Origin of the sequence: Mucilaginibacter sabulilitoris, assembly GCF_034262375.1 — a bacterium.
Taxonomy (GTDB): Bacteria; Bacteroidota; Bacteroidia; order Sphingobacteriales; family Sphingobacteriaceae; genus Mucilaginibacter; species Mucilaginibacter sabulilitoris.
In genome coordinates this window covers 347,756-370,535 of record NZ_CP139558.1, presented here as the reverse complement: position 1 = coordinate 370,535, position 22,780 = coordinate 347,756, and the positions used below count along the sequence as shown (strand labels likewise).

General features: G+C 42.6%; 23 protein-coding genes. 16 read left to right on the top strand and 7 right to left on the bottom strand.

Annotated features, from left to right (window positions below):
* Positions 1 to 34: 34 nt before the first annotated feature.
* From SNE25_RS01615 to SNE25_RS01605, 3 genes are all read right to left on the bottom strand, one after another.
* Positions 35 to 190, bottom strand: a complete 156-nt coding sequence (locus tag SNE25_RS01615) for a hypothetical protein (protein WP_321563345.1) — start codon at positions 188 to 190, stop codon at positions 35 to 37.
* 126 nt (positions 191 to 316) lie between these two features.
* Positions 317 to 1,201, bottom strand: a complete 885-nt coding sequence (locus SNE25_RS01610) for a sugar phosphate isomerase/epimerase family protein (RefSeq protein ID WP_321563344.1) — start codon at positions 1,199 to 1,201, stop codon at positions 317 to 319.
* Positions 1,202 to 1,281: 80 nt separating this feature from the next.
* Positions 1,282 to 2,076 (bottom strand): NIPSNAP family protein, encoded by a 795-nt coding sequence (locus SNE25_RS01605; protein WP_321563343.1) that lies wholly within the window; start codon positions 2,074 to 2,076, stop codon positions 1,282 to 1,284.
* A gap of 170 nt (positions 2,077 to 2,246) precedes the next feature.
* On the opposite strand from SNE25_RS01605, the gene epsC reads away from it, so the two are divergent.
* Entirely contained in the window at positions 2,247 to 3,074 is an 828-nt protein-coding gene (gene epsC, locus SNE25_RS01600; RefSeq protein ID WP_321563342.1) for a serine O-acetyltransferase EpsC, read from the top strand.
* Between the two features lie 33 nt (positions 3,075 to 3,107).
* Complete coding sequence (cysM, locus tag SNE25_RS01595) at positions 3,108 to 3,983, top strand: cysteine synthase CysM (RefSeq protein WP_321563341.1); 876 nt, start codon at positions 3,108 to 3,110, stop codon at positions 3,981 to 3,983.
* Between the two features lie 114 nt (positions 3,984 to 4,097).
* Here the strand turns inward: cysM and SNE25_RS01590 are convergent, their stop codons facing one another.
* Together SNE25_RS01590 and SNE25_RS01585 are read right to left on the bottom strand one after the other, a co-directional pair.
* Entirely contained in the window at positions 4,098 to 5,099 is a 1,002-nt protein-coding gene (locus SNE25_RS01590) for a glycoside hydrolase family 43 protein (RefSeq protein WP_321563340.1), read from the bottom strand.
* Entirely contained in the window at positions 5,099 to 6,325 is a 1,227-nt protein-coding gene (locus SNE25_RS01585) for a DEAD/DEAH box helicase (protein WP_321563339.1), read from the bottom strand. The genes SNE25_RS01590 and SNE25_RS01585 overlap by 1 nt, the downstream gene beginning before the upstream one ends.
* A 253-nt stretch (positions 6,326 to 6,578) precedes the next feature.
* On the opposite strand from SNE25_RS01585, the gene SNE25_RS01580 reads away from it, so the two are divergent.
* A complete protein-coding gene (locus SNE25_RS01580) occupies positions 6,579 to 6,980 on the top strand; it encodes an EthD family reductase (RefSeq protein ID WP_321563338.1) in 402 nt (133 codons plus the stop codon).
* A gap of 71 nt (positions 6,981 to 7,051) precedes the next feature.
* On the opposite strand, the gene SNE25_RS01575 is transcribed toward SNE25_RS01580, so the two are convergent.
* Together SNE25_RS01575 and SNE25_RS01570 are read right to left on the bottom strand one after the other, a co-directional pair.
* The gene (locus SNE25_RS01575; RefSeq protein ID WP_321563337.1) at positions 7,052 to 7,480 is read right to left on the bottom strand and encodes a CBS domain-containing protein; all 429 of its coding nucleotides are present in this window, start codon (positions 7,478 to 7,480) and stop codon (positions 7,052 to 7,054) included.
* A 94-nt stretch (positions 7,481 to 7,574) separates the two neighbouring features.
* Positions 7,575 to 8,606 (bottom strand): serine hydrolase domain-containing protein, encoded by a 1,032-nt coding sequence (locus SNE25_RS01570; protein WP_321563336.1) that lies wholly within the window; start codon positions 8,604 to 8,606, stop codon positions 7,575 to 7,577.
* Between the two features lie 319 nt (positions 8,607 to 8,925).
* Here SNE25_RS01570 and SNE25_RS01565 point away from each other — a divergent pair, with 319 nt between their 5' ends.
* The 13 genes from SNE25_RS01565 (at position 8,926) to SNE25_RS01505 (ending at position 22,763) form a co-directional block, all read left to right on the top strand.
* Positions 8,926 to 9,981 carry a hypothetical protein gene (locus SNE25_RS01565; protein ID WP_321563335.1) on the top strand — a complete coding sequence of 352 codons (1,056 nt, stop codon included), beginning with the start codon at positions 8,926 to 8,928 and terminating at the stop codon, positions 9,979 to 9,981.
* A gap of 157 nt (positions 9,982 to 10,138) precedes the next feature.
* Positions 10,139 to 10,810, top strand: a complete 672-nt coding sequence (locus SNE25_RS01560) for a 3-keto-disaccharide hydrolase (protein ID WP_321563334.1) — start codon at positions 10,139 to 10,141, stop codon at positions 10,808 to 10,810.
* Between the two features lie 129 nt (positions 10,811 to 10,939).
* Complete coding sequence (locus tag SNE25_RS01555) at positions 10,940 to 12,673, top strand: GMC family oxidoreductase (protein ID WP_321563333.1); 1,734 nt, start codon at positions 10,940 to 10,942, stop codon at positions 12,671 to 12,673.
* 24 nt (positions 12,674 to 12,697) lie between these two features.
* Entirely contained in the window at positions 12,698 to 13,327 is a 630-nt protein-coding gene (locus tag SNE25_RS01550; RefSeq protein ID WP_321563332.1) for a gluconate 2-dehydrogenase subunit 3 family protein, read from the top strand.
* 427 nt (positions 13,328 to 13,754) lie between these two features.
* Positions 13,755 to 14,207, top strand: a complete 453-nt coding sequence (locus SNE25_RS01545) for a 3-oxoacyl-ACP synthase (protein ID WP_321563331.1) — start codon at positions 13,755 to 13,757, stop codon at positions 14,205 to 14,207.
* A 216-nt stretch (positions 14,208 to 14,423) separates the two neighbouring features.
* Positions 14,424 to 14,795 (top strand): RNA recognition motif domain-containing protein, encoded by a 372-nt coding sequence (locus SNE25_RS01540; protein ID WP_321563330.1) that lies wholly within the window; start codon positions 14,424 to 14,426, stop codon positions 14,793 to 14,795.
* Between the two features lie 424 nt (positions 14,796 to 15,219).
* Positions 15,220 to 15,864, top strand: a complete 645-nt coding sequence (locus SNE25_RS01535) for a (2Fe-2S)-binding protein (RefSeq protein ID WP_321563329.1) — start codon at positions 15,220 to 15,222, stop codon at positions 15,862 to 15,864.
* Positions 15,861 to 16,841: an FAD binding domain-containing protein gene (locus SNE25_RS01530; protein WP_321563328.1), complete on the top strand. Its 981-nt coding sequence runs from the start codon at positions 15,861 to 15,863 to the stop codon at positions 16,839 to 16,841. Before SNE25_RS01535 ends, SNE25_RS01530 begins: the two co-directional genes overlap by 4 nt.
* 349 nt (positions 16,842 to 17,190) lie before the next feature.
* Positions 17,191 to 18,036, top strand: coding sequence for a dienelactone hydrolase family protein (locus tag SNE25_RS01525; protein ID WP_321563327.1), 846 nt, complete (start codon positions 17,191 to 17,193; stop codon positions 18,034 to 18,036).
* Positions 18,037 to 18,117: 81 nt separating this feature from the next.
* Complete coding sequence (locus SNE25_RS01520) at positions 18,118 to 19,092, top strand: lysylphosphatidylglycerol synthase domain-containing protein (RefSeq protein WP_321563326.1); 975 nt, start codon at positions 18,118 to 18,120, stop codon at positions 19,090 to 19,092.
* Positions 19,076 to 20,206, top strand: coding sequence for a glycosyltransferase family 2 protein (locus SNE25_RS01515; protein WP_321563325.1), 1,131 nt, complete (start codon positions 19,076 to 19,078; stop codon positions 20,204 to 20,206). Before SNE25_RS01520 ends, SNE25_RS01515 begins: the two co-directional genes overlap by 17 nt.
* An 80-nt stretch (positions 20,207 to 20,286) precedes the next feature.
* Complete coding sequence (locus SNE25_RS01510; RefSeq protein ID WP_321563324.1) at positions 20,287 to 21,486, top strand: ABC transporter permease; 1,200 nt, start codon at positions 20,287 to 20,289, stop codon at positions 21,484 to 21,486.
* 38 nt (positions 21,487 to 21,524) lie between these two features.
* On the top strand, positions 21,525 to 22,763 hold the full coding sequence (locus SNE25_RS01505; RefSeq protein WP_321563323.1) for a PP2C family protein-serine/threonine phosphatase: 1,239 nt from the start codon (positions 21,525 to 21,527) through the stop codon (positions 22,761 to 22,763).
* Positions 22,764 to 22,780 lie beyond the last annotated feature (17 nt).

Below are 22,780 nucleotides of genomic sequence, written 5' to 3'. Positions count from 1 at the left end.
ATGAATAGCCAATTTTATTGCCGTTTTTAGAGTGTTATGTATGGTTACAAAACTGCTGCTTATTACTTTGATAGTTTAAAGGGGATAATGGCATTGGACCGCTGTTGGCCATCCGTTTTTCAGATTGTGCCTCTGCCACACAGGTAAACAAGAATGATGCTGCCAGAATGATCAGCAAAAATTTTATCATATTGTTATTTGTTTCCATACTTAGTAATATATTAAGACAGGAAGCGATCTAATATGATAAAGTAAAAGACCATCGCTTTAGGTTTAAACGATGGTCTTTATTTAATGTGTTATTGTAACAAAGTTTTTATACCAGGTTCTTTTTGATATAAGTAATGCTTTGGGTAATGCTGTCAAACGGGTCACCCGGGCATTTATCCTGCTCTACAAAGAAATACTGTAACCCGGCTTTTTTTGATTGAGCGAAGATCTTTTTAAAGTCGATAATGCCATTGCCCACTTCCGTGAAGTTTCTTTCCGGAGTTTTGTCCAGATCCTTAACATGCCATAACGGGAAACGGCCTGGGTTTTCATTAAACAGCGCAATTGGGTCCTGGTTGGCTTTGGTTATCCAGTACAGGTCCATTTCAAATTTTACCAGGTTTTTATCGGTATTCTTTAAAATGGTTTCATAAGGGAATTTGCCGTCTTCCTGTATAAATTCAAAGTCGTGATTATGGTAACAAAGCTGGATGCCCGCTTTTTTACAGGTTTCGCCTGCTTTATTAAAATCGTCGGCTACTTTTTTATAATGGTCAAGCGAACCGCGTTCTGGTTGCGACAAATAAGCGCACACCATATATTTTATACCAACTTCGGCCGCATCTGCCACCGCCTTTTCCCAGTCGTTCAAAATTGTTCCTTTTTGCGAAGCGCCGTTAACCAGTTCCTCGCCCAATCTGTAATGCGCACTTGGCATAATCAGTCCGCTTTGTTTTAACAGGGCCTTGAATGCCTTGGCATCCATTCCGTAAAATAGCTCATTACCGGTGTAGGTAGCACCTTCTACAGAGTTATAGCCCACTTGCGCCACTTTAGCCAGTGAAGCTGCCGGGTCTTTAGCCATGGCATCGCGAATGGTGTATAATTGCAGACCGATGTATTTTTTGTCGTAGGCAAATAAATTAGGTGCCGCTAAAAGTCCGGCCGAAAGCAACGCCGAAGTTTTGAGAAATGAACGTCTGGTAGTCATTTGGTTTACTTTTAAATTGGTTTATGTAAATATAGTGTATTATGAACACTAAACGTACGACTAAAATTAAAAGAAATAGTTTAAATCTGCGAACATGCAGCCGGTTGTAGTAGTGTTGATGTAATATGCGATACCAGTTTAGAATCAGAATAGTCGGGTATAGCACTTACTTTTTTCCATTCAGGGTCGCTGCCAAAAGCTTTCCAGTGGGCTGCCTTGGCATCAAGGTCATCAAAGGTGATCATATAAATGAGGTTTGGCCGGTGATCTCCAATCAGGGTTTCGCCAAAAAATACGGGGCTAAAGCCCAGCTTTTTAAAAATGTCTATTTCGCCTGCGTCATTAAACATTTCTAGTTTCTTTTTGCCCGCGCTTTCGGTAGCATGCTCATAGCGGCGAAGCTCGAAAATACGCTGACCTTGTTTTGATACCTCCATTTTGGGCATGTGTACAAATGCCTTTAACAAGGAACTTTCAATACGCTCATAGGCGGGCTCGGATGCAGGTGCTGTTAAATAGGACGCTCCTTTTTCTTTGTAAACGGCATCCTGGTCCAGTTTTTCCTGCACGTTTAAAAAATCAGCAATACTGTTATATGGTATCAGTACATAAATTTTTGTTTGCCCTTCTGGTTTAAGCTCGGTGAACACGCCAACGTTTTTACTGCCCAGTTTGTTAAGTGCAGGGATAGCGGCGTTTTGAAAATAATCTTCTACCAGCTTTTGCTGGGTTTCGTTTTTAAGGTTGTAAACACGCAGTTCATAAAACTCGGTGCCGGGTTTTGCTTTTACTGATGTTGCCATACTGCTGTTGGGTAATATACTTGCCGCCGCGCCTGTTAAAAGGGAGGCTTTAACAAATGAACGTCTTTTCATGAATAGTGGTTAATATGCTTTAAAGGTAACAAGTTTATGATAAAACATATTATCGAATATATGGCTTAGCTGATCTATCAATTAAGTAGCGCTTTTTACATATAAAACACATTCTTTTCCATAAACTTGCATTAGAAACAGGCTGTTATCCTAAACAGTCAACATAAAACATGAGTCAGGAGTTTTACGAGCAAATTTTTAACAAGCAGCAAAAGCTTGAGGCTGTGCCGTCAAATAAAGAGATCACTAAATGGGCGCTTCAGGTTATTCGTTTATTATATCCGGAACAAACCGGCAAATTATTTGTCGATGTGGATGCCATTAAGGCCGAATTTAAAATGCTGGAAGATGAGCTTTTCCATATTATGGAGGTTACCAAAGCTTGTGCCGACAGTAATAATAAAGAACGGGCAGCACGTTTTTTTGAGCAGTTGCCAAAGCTTTACCTGGTGCTGAATACCGACATTCAAGCTATATTTAACGGCGACCCGGCTGCAAGGAGCGAATTTGAGGTAGTACGTACCTATCCGGGCTTTTTCGCCATATCCTTATATCGTTTAGCCCATAGCTTATATATAGAAGATGTTCCGCTTATTCCGCGGATACTAACCGAGTATGCTCATTCTAAAACTGGTATTGATATTCACCCGGCTGCAGTGATCGGCGAGTATTTTTATATAGATCATGGTACGGGTATAGTAGTAGGCGAAAGCTGTAAAATTGGCAACCACGTAAAACTTTATCAGGGTGTTACGCTGGGTGCTTTAAGCGTTGATAAAAGCATGGCCAATACCAAACGCCATCCTACGGTTGAGGATAACGTGGTAATATATTCGGGAGCTACCATACTGGGTGGCGAAACCATTATTGGTCACGATAGTGTTATTGGCGGTAATGTTTGGCTCACTAAAAGCCTGCCGCCTAATTCAAGGGTATACCATACTCCTAATCACCGCATCCTTAATAAACTGAGCCGCCGCATATTCGGCAGGAGATAATTGATACATCTATTTTAAACACATAACATTATTATGGCTGGTATTATTGATATTATAGGCAACACGCCACTGGTTGAAATAAAGAAGTTAAACCCCAATCCTAATGTAAAAATATACGCGAAGCTGGAAGGAAATAATCCAGGAGGCAGTGTAAAGGACAGGGCGGCATTAAACATGATAAGCAGCGCTCTGGAACGTGGGGACATTAAACCGGGAACTAAGCTTATTGAAGCTACCAGCGGCAATACCGGTATTGCCCTTGCCATGATAGCCCGCTTGTTTGACCTGGAAATTGAGCTGGTAATGCCATCCAATTCTACCCGTGAACGTACGCTAACCATGGAGGCTTTTGGCGCTAAGGTTACCTTGTTGGAGGGTATTGAACAATGTCGTGACTATGCCGAAGAAAAGAGCGCTTCTGACGAGTATTTTTTGCTTAACCAGTTTGCCAATCCCGATAACTATATGGCCCATATAAAAGGCACCGGTCCGGAGATATGGCGCGATACTGAGGGTAAGATAACGCATTTTGTAAGCGCAATGGGTACTACAGGCACCATAATGGGCTGTTCAAGGTACTTTAAAGATAAAAATAAGGAGATACAGATAGTTGGCTGCCAGCCAACAGAAGGATCATCCATACCCGGTATACGCCGCTGGCCCGAAGCTTATTTACCCAAAATATTCGATGCTACCCGGGTTGACAGGGTGATGGATATATCGCAGGAGGATGCAACTGAAATGGCCCGAAAACTGGCTAAGGTTGAAGGGATTTTTGCCGGTATGAGTAGTGGCGGCGCAATGTCTGCTGCCGTAAAGCTGGCCGGAGAGCTTAAAGAAGGCGTAATTGTTTTTATCTGCTGCGATCGCGGCGACAGATACCTGAGCAGCGAGTTGTTTGGGTTGTAGTTTTATTAGGCCCTCTTACTTGTCATGCTGAACGAAGTGAAGTATCTGTTATGCGATATGCATAGTTTATGAATAGATACTTCACTTCGTTCAGCATGACAAAGCGGTTAAGATCTATTTCAATACCCGCGCCGCTACACCCTCATTGGTGATCTTCACAGGCTTGATGTTTCCATCGGTATCAAAATACATCTTGTCAATACACATTACACGGTGATTCGCATCGGTTTCGGTTAATGGGCGGCGATGGTAAACAATGTACCATTCATCAGTTCCAGGTACGTTAATTACCGAGTGGTGACCCGCGCCGGTAGCAATGCTGGCATCCTGTTTCAGGATAGTGCCTATACGTTTAAACGGACCGAAAGGGGTATCGCCAATGGCATAGGCTACGCGATAGTCAGGACCGGTCCAGCCGCCTTCGCTCCACATAAAATAGTATTTACCATTGTGCTTAAACATTACCGGGCCTTCTACGTAACCTTCGGGGGTTATTTTTTTATAAGTTTCACCGTCCTTAAATGGCACAAGACCGGTGAAATCATCTTTTAACCGCACAATATTGCATTGCCCCCAGCCGCCATATATCATGTAGTACTGGCCATCATCGTCTTTAAAAACAAACTGATCTATAGGCTGGGCTTTGTTGATTATCTGATCAATAAGGGGCTTGCCTAAATGGTCTTTAAAAGGCCCGGCCGGGTTATCGCTTACCGCAACGCCTATACCGCCTTTTTCGTTATTGTTCTGTATGTCATTTGCGCCAAAGAAAATATAATATTTGCCGCCTTTTTCAGTAACGGCAGGAGCCCAAAGCGCACGCCTCACCCATTTTACACCGCTGGTGTCTATAATGTGCGGGTGTTTGGTCCAGTGTACCAAATCGGGTGATGAAAAGGCATCCATAAATACCTGCTCATTGTATTTAGCCGAATAGGTTGGATATAACCAATATTGTTTATTGAATATTTTAGCTTCCGGATCGGCATACCAACCTTCAACTACCGGATTGCCCGATGTTTTTTTATTCTGTGCAAACGTATTAGCACATGGGGCAGCCAATGCAGCCCCCAATACCATTTGTAAAAGCAGCGTTTTGGCTATGCTCTTTTTCATTACTGAATATTCTTTTTAGGTTTCTTTTTATTCCAGCGCCTGTTGGGTTTCTTTTTGTTATCGTGCTGATCAGCATGTACCGGATGTGTGGGTTGTATAGCCGCCAGTTCGTCGGGTAAGCCAACTAAACGGATGGGTCTTTCAATCAGCTGTTCAATGTTTTTCAGCTTTCGCTCATCGCGGTGGTTAACAAAGGTGATGGCTGTGCCTGTGGTGGCAGCACGTGCGGTACGGCCAATACGGTGAATATAATCTTCCGGATCGCCGGGAACATCATAGTTGATTACCAGATCGATACCTTCTACGTCAATACCGCGCGACAGTGCGTCGGTACCTATAATAACCGGGAGCTGTTTGTTTTTAAATTTCAGCAGTATTTCTTCGCGCTCCTTTTGTTCCAGATCGGAGTGAAAAGCCATCGCGTTAATTTTTATAGCTTTAAGCTCTTTATATAGAGATTTTACGATCTCTTTTCTCGATGCGAAAATGATGGTACTGGTATAGGCCGAATCGCGCAGGATAAGCTGCAGCAATGGCGTTTTTTGCTGGTCGTGCAGGCGATAGATCTGCTGATCGATACCAACAGCGGGTTGCGAAATAGCGATGTTGATTTGCTGCGGTTCTTTTAAAATGGCTTTGGCCAATGAGCGGATGCGTCCTGGCATAGTAGCCGAGAACAGCAGCGTTTGCCTGGTTTTGGGCAAATAGCTGATGATCTTCATGATGTCGTCCGAGAAACCCATGTCGAGCATGCGGTCGGCCTCGTCCAGTATCAGGTGGGTTAAATGATTTAGCTTTAAAACACCCGATGTAAGGTGGGCTATCAACCGGCCAGGTGTAGCAATAATAATATTTACATTATTTTGTATGCCCCGGCGTTGCTGCTCGTAGGCCATACCGTCGCCACCGCCAAATACAGCTATGGAGCTAACGCCTGTAAAATAAGCCAGCCCTTCTACCTGCTGGTCAATTTGTTGAGCAAGCTCACGGGTTGGCGCCAAAATAAGCGCGCTGGTATGGTGTTTATTGGTGCTGCTGATGTGGTTTAAAACAGGCAATAAATAAGCACCCGTTTTACCGGTACCGGTTTGCGCGCAGGCAATAAGGTCTTGTCCGTTTAAAATAACCGGGATGGCCATTTCCTGTATAGGCGTAGGGGTGGTAAATCCCATGCTTTGAATGCCTTCGAATAATTGTTCGTTGAAATTAAAATCCTGAAACGTCACTATATGTTGTTGGTAAATTATGCAAGGTATGAAAATTTGTGGTTTAAATAGCAATTAAACAGGACCAATCCGCGGAAGACAAACGCAGAAGATAAGGGCTGATCAAATTTAAAGCAAAGCATTTTTTCTGAAGAGGCGCATATTGCGTTTCTCAATAGAACTGGTGATAAATAAATGTGGGAGACGCAATGATGCGTCTCTACAATAGAGAGGCAATTTTCACTATCTTTAGTTCAACCTTAAAACCCATAAAATGAAAAGAAAAACTATTTTACTGCTCCTGTTTTTCGGACTTTCTTTAAGTTGCCTGCAAGCCCAAACAAAAGATGCTCCTCAAGTAAAAAAAGGAATGATCAAAGTAACCGTCCTGTATCCAAATGGAGAAGGGAAAACATTTGACATGGACTATTACACCAAGAGCCACATGCCCCTGATGGCGAAATTTTTTAACCTGAAAATTTACGCTATTGATAAAGGGATATCAGGCAGGGCCGCGAATGATCCGGCTCCGTTTCTGGCAATTGGTTATTTGTATTTTGACAAAATTTCTGATTATGAGAATGCCCTTGCACAGCATACAGAGGAAATCAAAGCTGATTTTCCTAAGTACACCAACGTCACCCCCGTTATCCAGATCAGCGAAGTGGTTCAATAACATTCTAAAAAAGGATGGACAAAAGAAATTAACGCCTTGTGTTTATAGCACAGGGCGTTGGTTTTGGTATGCTACGAAGTGATATAGCTTTTTAATTGTTCAATGGTTTCCAGCTGCGCTAGTATGGTTTCGGTAACCAGGTCATTGATGGATATGATGCCGCATAAGTTATCGTCAATAAACACAGGCAAATAGCGGATATTGCTTTCGCTCATGACGTGCATGCAGGTTTCAATTGTATTCTCGGGAATTATACGTGGCAGTCCGGTGCTCATGATCTCTCTTACCGGGGTTTCATGCGATGATTTTCCTTTCAGGATTACTTTTCGGGCGTAATCTCTTTCGGTAAGCAGGCCAACGTATTCATCGTTATCCATCACTACCACCGAGCCGATATTTTTGTCGGCCATTAATCTTAAGGCATCTAAAACAGATGTACACGCATCAATAGTGACAACACCGCCGCCCTTGCGCGCAAGAATATTTGCAACTTTTATCATGATACACAGGTTAAAATTGGAGGATTGGCTATAATCAAATATAATAAAACAGAATTGAAAAACCAACTATATAATAGCGGGGTTGTTTTGATTTTTAAGGTGTAAGTTCCTTCAGGTGAAACGCTGCTTTTATCGTTTGCTTGATAACATCGAAACCATTGTTTCCGTTTGTAAAAAGGACTATGCCCCGTTTGGATTTGGGAAACAGTATGACAAGGGTCTTTACGCCATCATCCGATCCTGTATGCATCAGCAGATATTCGTCGTTATCCAGCGGTTTGATCACTTCCCAGCCAAGACCCATATTTTCTTTGGGGCCGCCCTGCATTTTTACCTGCGGGGTCACCATTTCTGTGAATAACTGGTTGGATAGCGCTTTTGGGTTCAATACAGCCAGCGCGAATTTTGAATAATCGTTGATGGTGGTTACTAACCAGTCTGCTGCCACAATATTTTTGATTTTCGCCATTTTGATTACTTCTCCGTTCTTGTCATGCGGTTCGGCAAAAAGGGTCGAATCCAGTTTGTCGCTCCAGCCATATCGTGTATGGTTCATGCCCAGTGGTTTAAAAAGGACGGAATCGGCCAGTTGTTGCAGGGTTCTGTGGAATTTGTTTTCGAGCGCGTGGCGCAGATACTCAAAACCTTCGCCCGAGTAACCATACCGTGTGCCGGGATCAAAAAGGAAAGCCAGTTTTTTTGTCGGATTTTGTGAGCGCCAGTTGGGGAAGCCGGTTTGATGGCTCAGCACAATCCGGGTGGTTATTTTTTTATATCGCAGGTCGGCCCGAATATCCGGGTCTATCCAGTAGCGGTCCAAAGGTTCGTCCAGGTTCCAGTCACCCATATCTACAAGTCTCAAAACGGTTAGTGCGGTAATCGGTTTGGTCAGTGAGGCGACATTGAAAAAGGTATTGAGCGGCGCAGATTGCCCGTTATCCAGCTTGCCGAAAATCTTTAGTTCCTTAATTTCCCCTCCCTCTATCACGCTGGCGGCCAGAACAGGTATTTTACTCTTCGCCATCCACGATGGGATGCTATCGAGACAATTGGCTGGAATAACAAGCTTTGTAACGGCTTGACCGCAGCAAACAGTAATACCGGTTATCAGTAGCAGGCTAAGCATAAGCCCGGTTATACAATATTTGATTTGCGCTATTTTCAAGGTAATTATATGACGCCCCTGCCTGCACGTTCGTTACAGTCTTGACGCTTTTTTAACTGCTTCACAGTATAGCTCGACAGATCCTGAAGGCAGAAAAAACAATTGGCTTTATCCTAATCAGGGCTCCATAGCTTTTACGTTTGCTTGACACTGATTATACCGCTTAAAAACAGAATAATATCTAATATTGCCAACACAATTCTTAACGGTATTTTAACATGATATTGTTAAATGGAATTGAGTATAGTTCACTTATTCGGTCAAAATAATCGGCGTCAAATTGATTACATATATACCCCGCAAAGCAGTTTTAAATAATACTGCCCTTCCTGTTAAATTTAATGCCGCTTTAAAAATCATTTGCTGCCTGGCTTGTTTTGTTTTGCCCGGAAAATTAATGGCCGGTACTCTCGTGTCAAAACTACAGGAAAAGATCATTGCCGATACTACTGCCGATTCTACCCTCTTTAAAACACGCCTTATAAATAACGCGTTTGACTATATATATAATCAAAATTTAAGATTGTCTGAAGGGGGTAATGATTACTTCAATAAAGTAAAAACCCAGCTTACGGCCGACCTGGCTCCCAACTTTGTTTTATTCAGTACACCCAAATCGCGTTTTTTCGCGGTGTTTACGCCCAGGGTTAAAATACGTTTACTGGCATCACGGGGAGCACCTGTAAAATCACCCAGTTTTATGCCGGGCGCAACGGTGTTTTTCAGGGTAAATGAGGATACCTATAACCCCAAATTCTTTTCTTTTGGCTATTCGCACCACTCCAACGGTGTAAGGGGCCCATCATTAAATCCCGATGGCAGCTTTAACCGCGACAGTGGCAAATTCACCACCAACTTTTATACCTTAACATACTATACCGGTAAACGTATAGATAAAGACGGGCTTATTATACAGCGTTATGATAACCTGGGCCTTGAGGTACATGCAGGTTTATTTGGCCTGGGTGTGTCTGAAGGTTTAAAAGATCATTACGGTTTTATCAGGATCAATGGCAGCCGCATGTATAACCTGGCCAAAGCATACGATGATCCGTTGGAAAAAGGTAAAAAGACATATAAAAACTGGCAGCGTATCCGCTTTGATTTTACCTATATTGCCGATAAGTATAACAATTACTCGGCTGTGGATTTTAAAAAGCGTTTAAACGTAAGTCTGAAGTATTATTACCAATTCCCTTTTATGCCGAGCGCAGCTTTAATGTTTGGCGGAGGTTACCGCGGCCAGGATGATTACAACCAGTTTTTTGAAGATAGTTACGGCTATATAACTGTAGGTCTGGCTTCAAGCTTGTCGTTTGATTTTCATAGGCATTAAATGCTTTCGCAGGCATATTTTTGTATAACCATAATTTTACACAGCAGTCCACAGCTGTTTGTAATTTATTTTTGATATAATCGTTTTAGCATTAAAAAAAAGCGGATATATTTAGCCCGCCTTATGGTATATCTTAACCAAATTCTAAAACATTGTAATGAAAAAGATCTTTTTGAGTCTTATGGCCATTCCTGCGCTTCATTTTGCGGTATCGGCACAATCTAAAGGCTACAAACCCCTGTTCGACGGTAAAACAACCACCGGCTGGCACACCTATTTGAAAAATAACGTTACTGCATGGAAGGTTGTTGACGGCGCTTTGCAGCTTGATCCGAATGCCGAAGGCCAGGGCGACCTGCTCACCGACAAGGAATACGAAAACTTTGAACTAAAAATTGACTGGAAAATTTCAGACACCGGCAACAGCGGTATCATTTTCGGGGTTCATGAAGATCCTAAATTTAATGAAACCTACCTTACCGGCGTAGAAATGCAGGTGCTTGATAATAAAAATGCTTCGGACAATAAAAAAGCAAACCACCTTGCCGGTTCGTTATATGACTTGAAAGCGCCCTCTGCCGATGTCGCAAAACCGGCAGGTGAATGGAATTCGGTAGTGCTGCGTAAAAAAGATGGTCATCTTACTTTTTGGCTAAACGGAACTAAAATAGTTGAAACACAAATAGGCAGCCTGGAATGGACTGAAATGCTGAACAATAGTAAATTTAAAACCTGGGCCGATTTTGCCAAATACCCCAAAGGTCATATTGCATTGCAGGATCATAACCACGAAGTTGCTTTCCGTAATATATCTATTAAAGAATTATAGTAATTTTAAAACATAAATATATTAAGCGCCCCGGTGTTCAATATATTTATACCATTAACCAATTTCAGGCAGATGTGCGCAATAAGCATGCATCTTTTTTCTTCCCAAACAGAGGATACATTTGATATTATGAGCGATCTACAAATCAAAAAATCAACAGAAACCTACGATGTAGTAGTTGTTGGTTCGGGTGCCGGCGGCGGTATGGCAGGTTATGTTTTAGCCAACGCTGGTGTAAAAGTATTAATGCTGGAGGCTGGGGCTTATTTTGACCCGGCTAAAGATTCACAGCAATTAAAATGGCCATGGGAGTCGCCGCGCCGTGGTGCGGGTACCACAAGACCTTTCGGCGATTTTGACGCAGCATATGGCGGCTGGGAAATCGAAGGCGAGCCTTATACCACCAAGGATAACACAGAATTTTTCTGGTTCCGTTCTCGTATGCTTGGCGGCCGTACCAACCACTGGGGCCGTATTTCACTACGTATGGGCCCGCATGATTTTAAAGCAAAAGATGGCCTTACTGATGATTGGCCAATTACTTATGATGAGGTAAAACCTTTTTACGATAAGGTTGACCAGCTGATTGGTGTTTACGGTACAAAAGAAGGCTTGGAGAATGAGCCTGACGGTATCTTTTTGCCCCCGCCAAAGCCAAGGCTAAATGAGCTGTACATTGTTAAGGGAGCGAGAAAAGCAGGCGTGAAAATTATACCGGGCCGCGGCGCTGTATTAACCGAAGCTTTGCCTAATAATAAAGATCGTGGCGCTTGTTTCTTTTGCGGACAGTGCGGCCGCAGCTGTAAAATTTATGGTGATTTCTCAGCATCATCATGTTTGGTTATACCAGCTATAAAAACCGGTAATTTAAAGGTTATTTCCAACGCCATGGTGAGGGAAGTAATTACGAATAAAGAAGGGCTTGCTACAGGCGTATCATACATAAATAAAGAAGATATGCAAGAGTACCAGGTAAATGCCAAAACGGTAATACTTGGTGCCAGCGCAGGAGAGTCGGCAAGGATCCTGCTTAATTCAAAATCGGCAGAGCATCCCGGTGGTTTGGCTAACAGCAGTGGCGTAGTTGGTCACTATCTGCATGATTCAACCGGATCAAGCGCAGGCGGTTTCCTTCCGCAACTGATGGACCGTAAACGTTATAACGAGGATGGCGCAGGCAGTGTGCACATTTATTCGCCATGGTGGCTTGATAATAAAAAACTCGATTTCCCGCGTGGTTACCATATAGAATATGGTGGTGGCTTACACATGCCTTCATATGGCTTTGGTCATGGCATCCAAAATATGAATGGTCTGGTACCGGGCCGCGATGGTAAAATGAAAGAAGCCGGAGGCTATGGTGCTGGATTAAAAGATGATTACCGTCGTTTTTATGGTACCCAGTTTGGCATGGCCGGACGTGGTACTGCTATTGCCCGTTATGACAACTATTGTGAGATTGATCCTAACGTGGTTGATAAATATGGTATCCCTGTATTAAGGTTCCATTACAAATGGGCCGATGACGAAATAAAACAAGCCAAACACATGCAGGAAACCTTCCAGGAAATTATGCACAACATGGGCGCCATTTACGGACCGCCGCAAGGCCCAGAAACAAACTACGGGCTGGAAGCGCCGGGGAAAATTATCCACGAAGTGGGGACTATTCGTATGGGAGATGACCCCAAAAAGTCGGCCCTGAACAAATGGTGCCAGGCTCATGACTGTAAAAATCTTTTTGTGGTTGATGCAGCTCCGTTTGTACAGCAAGGTGATAAAAACGCTACCTGGACCATCTTGGCCATGTCTATGCGTACCGCTGAGTATATTTTACAGGAAAGAAAAAAATTAAATGTTTAACAAGTAATCCAATAACAATTTATTATGAACAGACGTGATTCCATCAAAGCATTAGGCTTCGGCACACTTTCAGCAGGATTATTACTGGAGGCCTGTAAAACCGAAGATAAAAAAGCAGCTGAAGAAGCTACCCCGGCAACGGGTGAAGTTCCTCCCGGCAGGCAACCATACGAAGTTGAGCGCGATAAAAAACTAAATGCCGACAAGTTTTTTACTCCGGCAGAAATGGCTACCATTACCTTACTTGCCGATATTATTATCCCCAAAGATGAAAAATCAGGCAGTGCGTCAGACGCTAAGGTGCCCGATTTTATTGAGTTTATTGTAAAGGATATGCCTGAGCACCAGACACCTATGCGTGGCGGCTTGCGCTGGCTTGATTTGCAATGCTTAAACCGTTTCGGCAAAGTGTTTACCGAAAGCTCCAAAGTGCAGCAAATAGAACTGATTGATATGATAGCCTATCCTAAAAAGGCTAAACCTGAAATGGCACAGGGCGTTGCATTCTTTAACCGTATGCGCGATTTAACCGCCTCTGGGTTTTTTACCAGCGAAATAGGCGTTAAAGACGTGGGCTATGCTGGCAATGCCCCAAATAAGTGGACCGGCGTACCAGCCGATGTATTAAAGCATTATGGCATGGAAAATGTATAAATAAAATCTCCATGTATTTTTTAAAGCGTCTGTTGGCTTCGCCGGCAGGCGCTTTTACTTTATATGGTAATATAAAACCGTGTGATTTAACGTCCGGAATATAGTTCGTTGTGAATTTATTTTAACTAAAATTGTGTTTTTATTAAGACATAAGATGCTGATTATTAACTTAAAAGAAATTTAATATTATTGAATTATCATTATTTTGTCAATTAGTATCACGTTGATATACCATTTTGCCAATTTGTAACGTTTATCTACTTTGTAGGTTCACACCTGCAAATAGTGATAAGGTTTAGGTTTAAAGCCCCCAAGCAGCGAGTGCAAGGGGGCTTTTATTTTTAAGTGCTGTTCTTCATCATAAATTACTTTACTTTGCCGCATCAAAATTTAAAAGGCCTGTTTCCATATTAATTTAATGCCTCAAATGAGCGATCTGAAAAAAGAATTATACAATTTATGTGCAGAATATGTTCGTAAAAGTATGGATGCGGCAGAGTTAGGCATAAAAGAGGCGCAAAAAGCATCAAACGAAGACACCAAAAGCAGCGCCGGCGATAAATATGAAACCGGCCGGGCTATGATGCAACAGGAAACCAACCGAAACCTGGCCCAATTAAACGAAGCCAATAAACTTTTGGTTGCTCTTAACCGGATCAATACATCCTTTACCTCCGATAAAGCCGAAACAGGTAGTGCTATTATCACTAATAATGGCAACTTTTATCTGGCTATTAGCGCTGGCAGCCTGATGGTTAACGGTAAAAACTACTTTGCGGTGTCCCCGGCTTCACCCATTGGCTTAAAGTTAACCGGCAAGATTGCGGGCGATGATTTTATGCTTAATGGCAAACATTACATTATTGAATCGGTAAGCTGAGGTGGATTAGCTCGGAAATTATAGTTTTATAACCGGTGCGTTATAACACGGGTCAACCTGGTTTTGTTTTAGTTAAATGTTAATTTAATTTAAAAAAAAATAAAAAACGTTCATTCACAAAATCTTGCAGTAATCATCAAATATCTATTACTATATTTGATGTTAACAAAAGAGGGCAAATAAAAAAATGAACTTGCCCATATAAATTAAAGATTGATGAACATATTCGTAGGAAGCCTTCCTTTTCAATTAGAGGAAGCCGATTTAAAAGAGCTTTTTGAAGCGTATGGTGAAGTAAGCACCGTAAAACTAATTATTGACAGAGAATCTGGAAGAAGTAAAGGTTTCGGATTCGTTGAAATGCCAGACGATGAAGCTGCTCAGTCGGCTATTACCGGCTTAAATGGTTCTGAAGTAAGGGGCCGTTCAATTGCGGTAAGCCAGGCGGAAGAGAAAAAACCTAACGATCGCCGTGGCGGCGGCGGTTATGGTGGCAACCGTGGCGGCGGTGGCGGCTATGGTGGTAACCGTGGTGGTGGCGGCGGCTACTCAAAAGATAACAACCGTGGCGGCGGCGGCCGTTGGTAAAATATAAACTAAATTAAAACACCGGGTAGGGTACTCTATCCGGTGTTTTAGTTTAATTGATATCTCCAATTATCGGTTTTTCAGGGCATTTTTACCAGCGGGTTTTTACCGGCAGTGCTTTTTTTTTTCAAAAAATCGGATATTTTACCTTTAGCTGATGCTTTTACAGCGAACAATACTCAATCAAAGTGTCTGATTCCCATCCTGTCCGTTCGAACTGATATAGCTTGTTGACTTGTCCTTCCGGGTCTGAAGTTCCTCCCTCCCCCCTCTCTTTAAATCTTATTTTGTTCCGTTATTATCCGGCTTCGTATCGCGTATATCCCATTATTGATTAATAGCGCAGGGGTTTGCAAAACATTTTTTCCTGGTTGGTGCTTTTTAATAAAATACTTAACTTAACATCATATTAAGCCAATTATTTATGGAAAATGGAAAAAACTGTAACGGGCCCGACGAACAGCCTGATGTAAAAGACAGTTCACGAAGAAATTTCCTTAAACAATCATCGTTGCTGACGGCTGTGGCGCTTACTCCCGGAACGGCTGTAAAGGCGGCCACTATGCACGTTGATGAAAAAATAGCCACGGCTTTTGAAAAAGTGCCATTAAAAATGGAGGTGAACGGAAAGCAGCAAAACCTTTCTGTTGAGCCACGGGCAACCTTACTTGATATATTGCGCGAACAGCTTGACCTTACCGGCACAAAAAAAGGCTGCGACTATGGGCAGTGCGGTGCTTGCACCGTTCATGTTAATGGGCAACGGATAAATTCATGCCTGACATTTGGTATTATGATGAACGGGAAAAAGATAACCACCATTGAAGGCCTGGCCCAGGGCGACCAGCTACACCCCATGCAGGAGGCCTTTATAAAACACGATGGTTTTCAGTGTGGTTACTGTACGCCGGGTCAGATCATGTCGGCTGTATCTTGTATTCGCGAAGGGCATGCCGGGTCGGAAGCCGAAATAAGAGAGTATATGAGCGGTAATATTTGCCGCTGCGGGGCTTACCCCAATATAGTTAATGCCATACAGGAAGTGAAAGACGGAGGGCAAACCGTATGAAACAATTTCAATATGTTCGTCCCGCCACACAACAAGCCGTGCTGGCTGTTATCAATAAGCCCGGTACAAAAATAATAGCAGGCGGTACCAATCTGGTCGACCTCATGAAACGGGGAGTGACCGCGCCCGATAAGCTTGTTGATATAAATCAATTACCACTTAAAAATATAACATCAACCCCTAAAGGCTTACTTATAGGGGCGTTGGCCCTCAATAGCGTAGTATCAGAAAATAAGCTGGTTATTGAAAAGCAGCCGCTTTTATCAATGGCCCTTAAGGCCGGGGCATCGCCGCAATTGCGTAATATGGCTACTGTTGGCGGTAATATGATGCAGCGTACCCGCTGCTCCTATTTTTATGATACCGCTATGCCTTGTAATAAACGTGCTCCCGGTTCTGGTTGTGGCGCTTATGAAGGGGTTAACCGCATGCACGCCATATTTGGTGCCAGCTCGCAGTGTATAGCCGTACATCCAAGTGACATGTGTGTTGGACTTGCGGCTTTGGATGCTGTGGTCGTAATTGCCGGTAAAAAAGGCGAACGCCGTTTACCATTTACCGAATTTCACCGCCTGCCTGGCGATCATCCCGAAATGGATAATCATTTGGCGCCGGGCGAACTGATAGTTGGCGTGGAAATACCTGATAATAATTTCGCCAAAAACAGCTATTACCTGAAAATACGCGACAGGCAATCATACGCGTTTGCCCTGGTATCTGTTGCCGCGGGCCTTGATATTGAAAATGGCGTTATCCGTAATGCGCGCCTGGCAATGGGAGGTGTAGCACACAAACCATGGCGCTTGTTTGATGCCGAAAAATCACTCACAGGTAAGCCCGTATCCGAAGAAAGCTTTCAGCAGGCTGCGCAATTAGCCATGCAAGGTGCTAAAGGTTATGGGCACAACGCGTTTAAATTAAAAATGGCCCCCGCGGGTATAACCGAAGCATTAAAACATGCGGCGGGATTAGTTTAATGCCATAAGTTTGTCTGAACGACTACTAAACGGATTAAAGGATTGCCAGGATTTTATAACCGGGGACAAGGAGATAAAAAAATACCGGAGAGATCCTGAAACAAGTTCAGGATCTCTCCGGACAGTTATTGAACCTTGTTTGTTGTAGAGCTTTGCTTATGGGATGCCGAAACAAGTTCGGCATCCCATCTCTTATCCAATTGTCATGCTGAACGGAGTGAAGCATCTACTCTGCGATTGTTAGTTTGCTGACAGATCCTTCGTTCCTCAGGATGACAATTAAAAATAGCTTTGTTCCGGTCAGGAACTTTTATATAATGCTCAATTTATCAACACAAAAAATCAATCCATGAAAAAACTTATTCTACTCACTTTACTTATTTGCTTTAGTGCTGTTACCTTCGGCCAACGGCGTGTGGTGTGCTGCAGTAAGCCATCGGCAACAAGGCAATTTGCTATGCTGGCATCCAGCTCAACATTCAGGATGGCCCATAAAACACCAACGCCTATTCATTTTCAAAGTGCCATAGGGAAATCTGTAACTTATAAAACCCCTGATGGTAAAGAGTCAACCGCTTATATGCTGAAGGCAAAAAAAGCAACTAATAACTATATACTGGTTATTCATGAGTGGTGGGGGCTGAATGATTTTGTAAAGCGTGAATCGGAAAAAATATACAATGACCTGGGTAATGTAAATATTATTGATATTGATTTGTACGATGGCAAAGTGGCCACTACCCGCGAAGATGCCGGTAAATTTATGCAGGCAGTAAACGAAGATAGGGCAAAAGCCATAATTAACGGAGCTATTACCTACACGGGTGCTAAAGCACATATTGCCACCATTGGCTGGTGTTTTGGTGGTGGCTGGAGTTTGCAAACCAGCTTGCTGGCCGGTAAAAAAGCCGTTGGCTGCGTAATGTATTATGGCATGCCCGAGCAGGATGTTAATCGGTTAAAAACATTAAATGCCGATGTATTAGGCAACTTTGCCAATAAAGATCAATGGATAAACCCTAAAGTGGTTGCCAAATTTGATGCTGATATGAAAAGGGCGGGTAAAAAAGTTTACCTGCACCAATATGATGCCGACCATGGTTTTGCGAACCCCAGTAACCCTGTTTATGACAGTAATGCCACTAAGGACGCTTACGCCAATACCATAACTTTTTTAAAGGCACGTTTAAAATAAACAAAACATATTTATGTTATGTTATACCGGGCAAGCTAACCCTTTGCCCGGTTTTTTTGTAACATTGCATAAAATTTACCTTTGACTACTTCTACCAAGAAAATAATATCCTTTTCGCTCAAAGCCGCCGTATTGGTAATGGCTGCCTGGTATATATACCACCAGTTCTATAAAAAAAACGACGATCTCAAACAATTTAAAGCTTTAACGGCCCGTATAGATAGTACCCATGTATTTGTAGCCATGGGTATTGTAGTTTTGCTGATGGTGGTTAACTGGGTGCTTGAAGCCTTTAAGTGGAGGTATCTTACCAAAAATCTGGTTAATATTACCATATGGGAATCAATTGAGGCTGTTTTCTGTGGGCTTACCTGGGCTATTTCAACTCCAAACCGGGTTGGCGAGTATGGCGGCCGGGTAATGTTTTTACCCAATCGCAAACGTATCCATGGGGTTTTTGCCATGGCAGTGGGCGCTTTTGGTCAAATTATCATGACCAACCTGTTGGGTTTAATTGCTATAATTTGGTTTGTTTATCTCTTTATCCCGGTAAGTACCTGGCTTTTTTGTTTAATAATATTGGTGTCGGCACTTACTTTAGCCATATTACTGATATTTTTCTTCCACATTAAATGGATAGTAAACCTGCTCGACCGTATTGGTTTCCTGAAAAAGTACCATAAATTTTTTGAAATCATGGGACGGTACAAAACCAATGAACTCATCAGGATACTGGGCTTTAGTATGGCCCGCTATGTAACTTTTACCATTCAGTATTGTATTGTATTCCATTTGCTTATTCCCGATTTTGCCTATTTCCCTATGGTGATGATACTGTTTGTATACTTTTTTATCACATCGGCGTTACCATCGCTTGATTTGCTTGATGTGGGGGTACGCAGCTTTACGGCTTCACATTTATTTGCTTATGTAACCGATCAAAAAATTGCTGTGATCGCGGGTGTGTCGTCAATATGGCTCATAAATTTAATTATTCCAGCTATTTTAGGATCTTTATTCGTTTTTAAACTCAAATTCTTTGATCGCACTGCATAGTTTTGTTTCGTTGTTTTTAACAGGAATTTACCTGTTGTTAGTAATTTATCTGATACGTGGCTGGGGCCGCATAAAAGTTACCTCACCCCAAGCCGCGCCTTTGCAAACCAGGGTTACGGTGCTGATTGCGGCCCGCAATGAAGAAGAACGGATAAGTTTAACTATTGACGATGTTTTAGCGCAGGACTATCCTAAGCACCTGCTCGAAATAATTATTGTTGATGACCACTCAACAGATAGTACCGCGGCCATTATCAGCAGTTATGCAGATCATGGCGTAAAGTTGCTGAAATTGCATGAAGAGCGAGCACTAAATTCGTACAAGAAAAAAGCCATAACCGAAGCCATTAAGCTATCAACCGGCGAACTTATGGTGGCTACCGATGCCGATTGCCGCATGGGGCCCGCCTGGTTATCATCTATTGTGGGTTATTATGAAACGAATAACCTGGTGATGGTATCATCGCCGGTAACATATTTTGAAGAACGCTCATTGTTTGAGTTGATGCAAACCCTGGAGTTTGGATACCTGATAGGTATCGGTGCCGCGTTTATTGGTAATGGCCGGGCATCAACCTGTAACGGGGCAAACTTTGCTTACCGCAAAGATGTGTTTTACGAAGTAGGCGGATTTAAGGGTATTGATGACCTGGCATCGGGCGATGATGAGCTGTTATTGCAAAAGGTTGCCGAACGTTATCCCGGTAAAATTGGGTTTTTAAAACAAACAGAGGCAGTGGTTTACACCCACGCCAAGCATACTCTGGGGGAGTTTATGCAGCAAAGGCGCCGCTGGGCCTCAAAATCAACCAAGTATAAAGATAAAAAAGTAGTGGTATTTGGTATATGTATCTGGCTGTTTAATGTGTCGTTGCTTGTAAATGCGGCACTTGGGTTTTACGACTTTTACTTTTTTAAGCTTTTCCTGGTTCAGTTTTTATTGAAATACCTGTTCGAGATCATTTATCTGCTGCCTATCACCTCATTTTTTAAACGCAGTTACCTGGTAAGCTTACTCATCATATTAATACCGCTCCACATTGTTTATTTTGTAGTAATTGGCCTTATGGGTAATAATCATAAATACTTATGGAAAGGCCGGGTTGTAAAGTGACAAGCATTTGTAAATATTGATTTACTTACTTGTGATTTGTGCCTATTTAAACGATATTAGCCCAAAGCAACTATTAATTTTTGGCAGAACTTATCTCTTCTAAACGAACCTGGCAGGCGTTTAATCGCAATAAAATTGCCGTTGCCGGGCTTACTTTTATCTTGCTTACATTGCTTGTGGCTATACTGGGTTATTTAATAATGCCCGACAAAAGTCCGTATGCCAATAACATGACCATACAACTAAGCATTAAAAAGCCGGGTTCCTCCTTTATGATGCTGCGGGTAAGGAAAAGCGAACCTGTTGATACTGTTGGTTTTTTTACAAGGATGTTTGTTGGTCAGCCGTCCTTTTACCGCGATATTCCTATAACCGGTTATTCTTTTAAACAAGATTCTATATACGTAACGGAATATATTGGCGACGAGGATAAGCCCGAAAAGAAAGCCTATAATATTTTTGAAGTGGTGAACGGGGTTAAATCACGTTATCATTACGGAGCGGCTTTGTTAAACCCGGGTATCTCTGCCGGCAAAAGCAATGAAATATATAAACGCTTTACCGATAAAATTAAAAACGACCAGATAATTACCCGTACCTTTTTGCTGGGTACCGATATTTATGGGCGCGATATGCTGAGCCGGTTATTATTGGGTACCCGTATATCGCTGGCTGTTGGGCTCATGTCGGTCATGATCAGTATGTTGTTGGGGGTAACTATTGGCGCTATTGCCGGGTACTTTGGCGGCTGGATAGATGGCTGTTTAAGCTGGTTGATGAATATATTATGGTCATTGCCTGCATTGCTGCTGGTTATAGCCATATCATTTGCGCTTGGTAAGGGACTTTGGCAAATATTTATTGCGGTTGGGTTATCTATGTGGGTAGAGGTAGCGCGGTTGGTACGCGGCCAGGTAATGGGCCTGAAGCAGGTAGAATATATAGAAGCGGCCCGCGCGTTGGGCTTTAATAACACACGTATTATCACCCGGCATATTTTACCAAATATAACCGGACCTATACTGGTGCTGGCATCTTCCAACTTTGCATCGGCTATACTGCTTGAGGCCGGGCTTAGTTTTTTAGGCTTTGGCGCGCAGCCCCCTATGCCAACCTGGGGCGGCATGATCAAAGAGCATTACGGGTACATTGTTATGAATTCTGCATATCTCGCCATCATTCCCGGACTCGCCATTATGTTACTGGTGTATGCCTTTAACCTGGTTACTGTTGGCTTGCGGGATGCCTTCGATATAAAATCACAAAGTACACGCATTTGAAAATATTTTTTTACTTTAGTCAAGACTACTCATAACAAATGCAATATATAGACGATAGTTCTGGCGAAGACGAATTAATCAGACTGTTGCTCAAAAGACAGTCTGAATTAAACTCTCTATTGGAGATTACCAGGGCCATTAATAAAAACACCGCTACCCCTATACTTATACAAATGCTTGAGGTAATTCTGCAGAGCTATCTGCAGGTAGGGAAGCTGCGTTTTTTTATTGAAAAAGAAAATAAATTTGTCTGTATTTCCAAATATGGCGGCGATATTGAATCGGCCGTTTTATTGAGTCGGGCCTGTAATAAATTAAGCAAAATTAAATCACCCATCGCTATATCAGATCACCAGGACCCCCTGCTTCAAAAATATAATTATTTTATCCCCATACATCATAAAAGCAAAGCGCTGGCCTACGCCCTTATCGGCGATTTCAATACATCGGGTGAGATGCTTAACAATGATCTGAACTTCATACAAACATTGATGAATGTGATCATTGTGGCGCTGGAGAATAAAAAACTTTTTCGTGAACGCTTGCAATCAGAACGTTTTCAGCGCGAAATGGAACTGGCTGTTGAGGTGCAAAACATGCTCATCCCCATGCGGATGCATAGAGACGACGGCGTAGAGATAGGCGCCAAGTACCTGCCCCATCAAAATATCGGCGGCGATTATTTCGATTTTATCAGGCTTAACGAAAATGAGTTCCTGTGGTGCATAGCCGATGTATCGGGCAAAGGAATATCGGCAGCTTTGCTGATGGCCAATTTCCAGGCCAGCTTACATGCCTGGGCCGCGGTGGAGAATGACCTGACCAATATCATCGATCGCCTCAACAAAATAGTACTGAGCAATACAAAGGGTGAAAGGTTTATAACCCTGTTCATTGCCCGGTATAACGAGAAGAAACGTAAACTCAATTATATAAACGCAGGGCATAACCCTACCATTCTGTACTCCGACGGAGAGGCTGTGCCACTGAAGTTAGGAACTACCATGATTGGTGTTTTTGAGGACCTGCCCTTTTTAAACGAAGGCGAAATAGACATGGAGCCTGGTAGCCTGGTATTTAATTATACTGATGGGTTAATGGATTTTGAATCGTCAAGCACTAAGGTTTGGAACGAAGACAAGCTGCTTGATTTTGTAAAGACAAATGGTCATCTATCACCCGATAGTTTTAATGATAAGCTTCTGGAGTACTTAAACCATGTATTTAAAAGCAAACCGATAGACGATATTACCCTGCTTACTTTAAAAATATTTTAGCACAGTAGTGAGTGGTG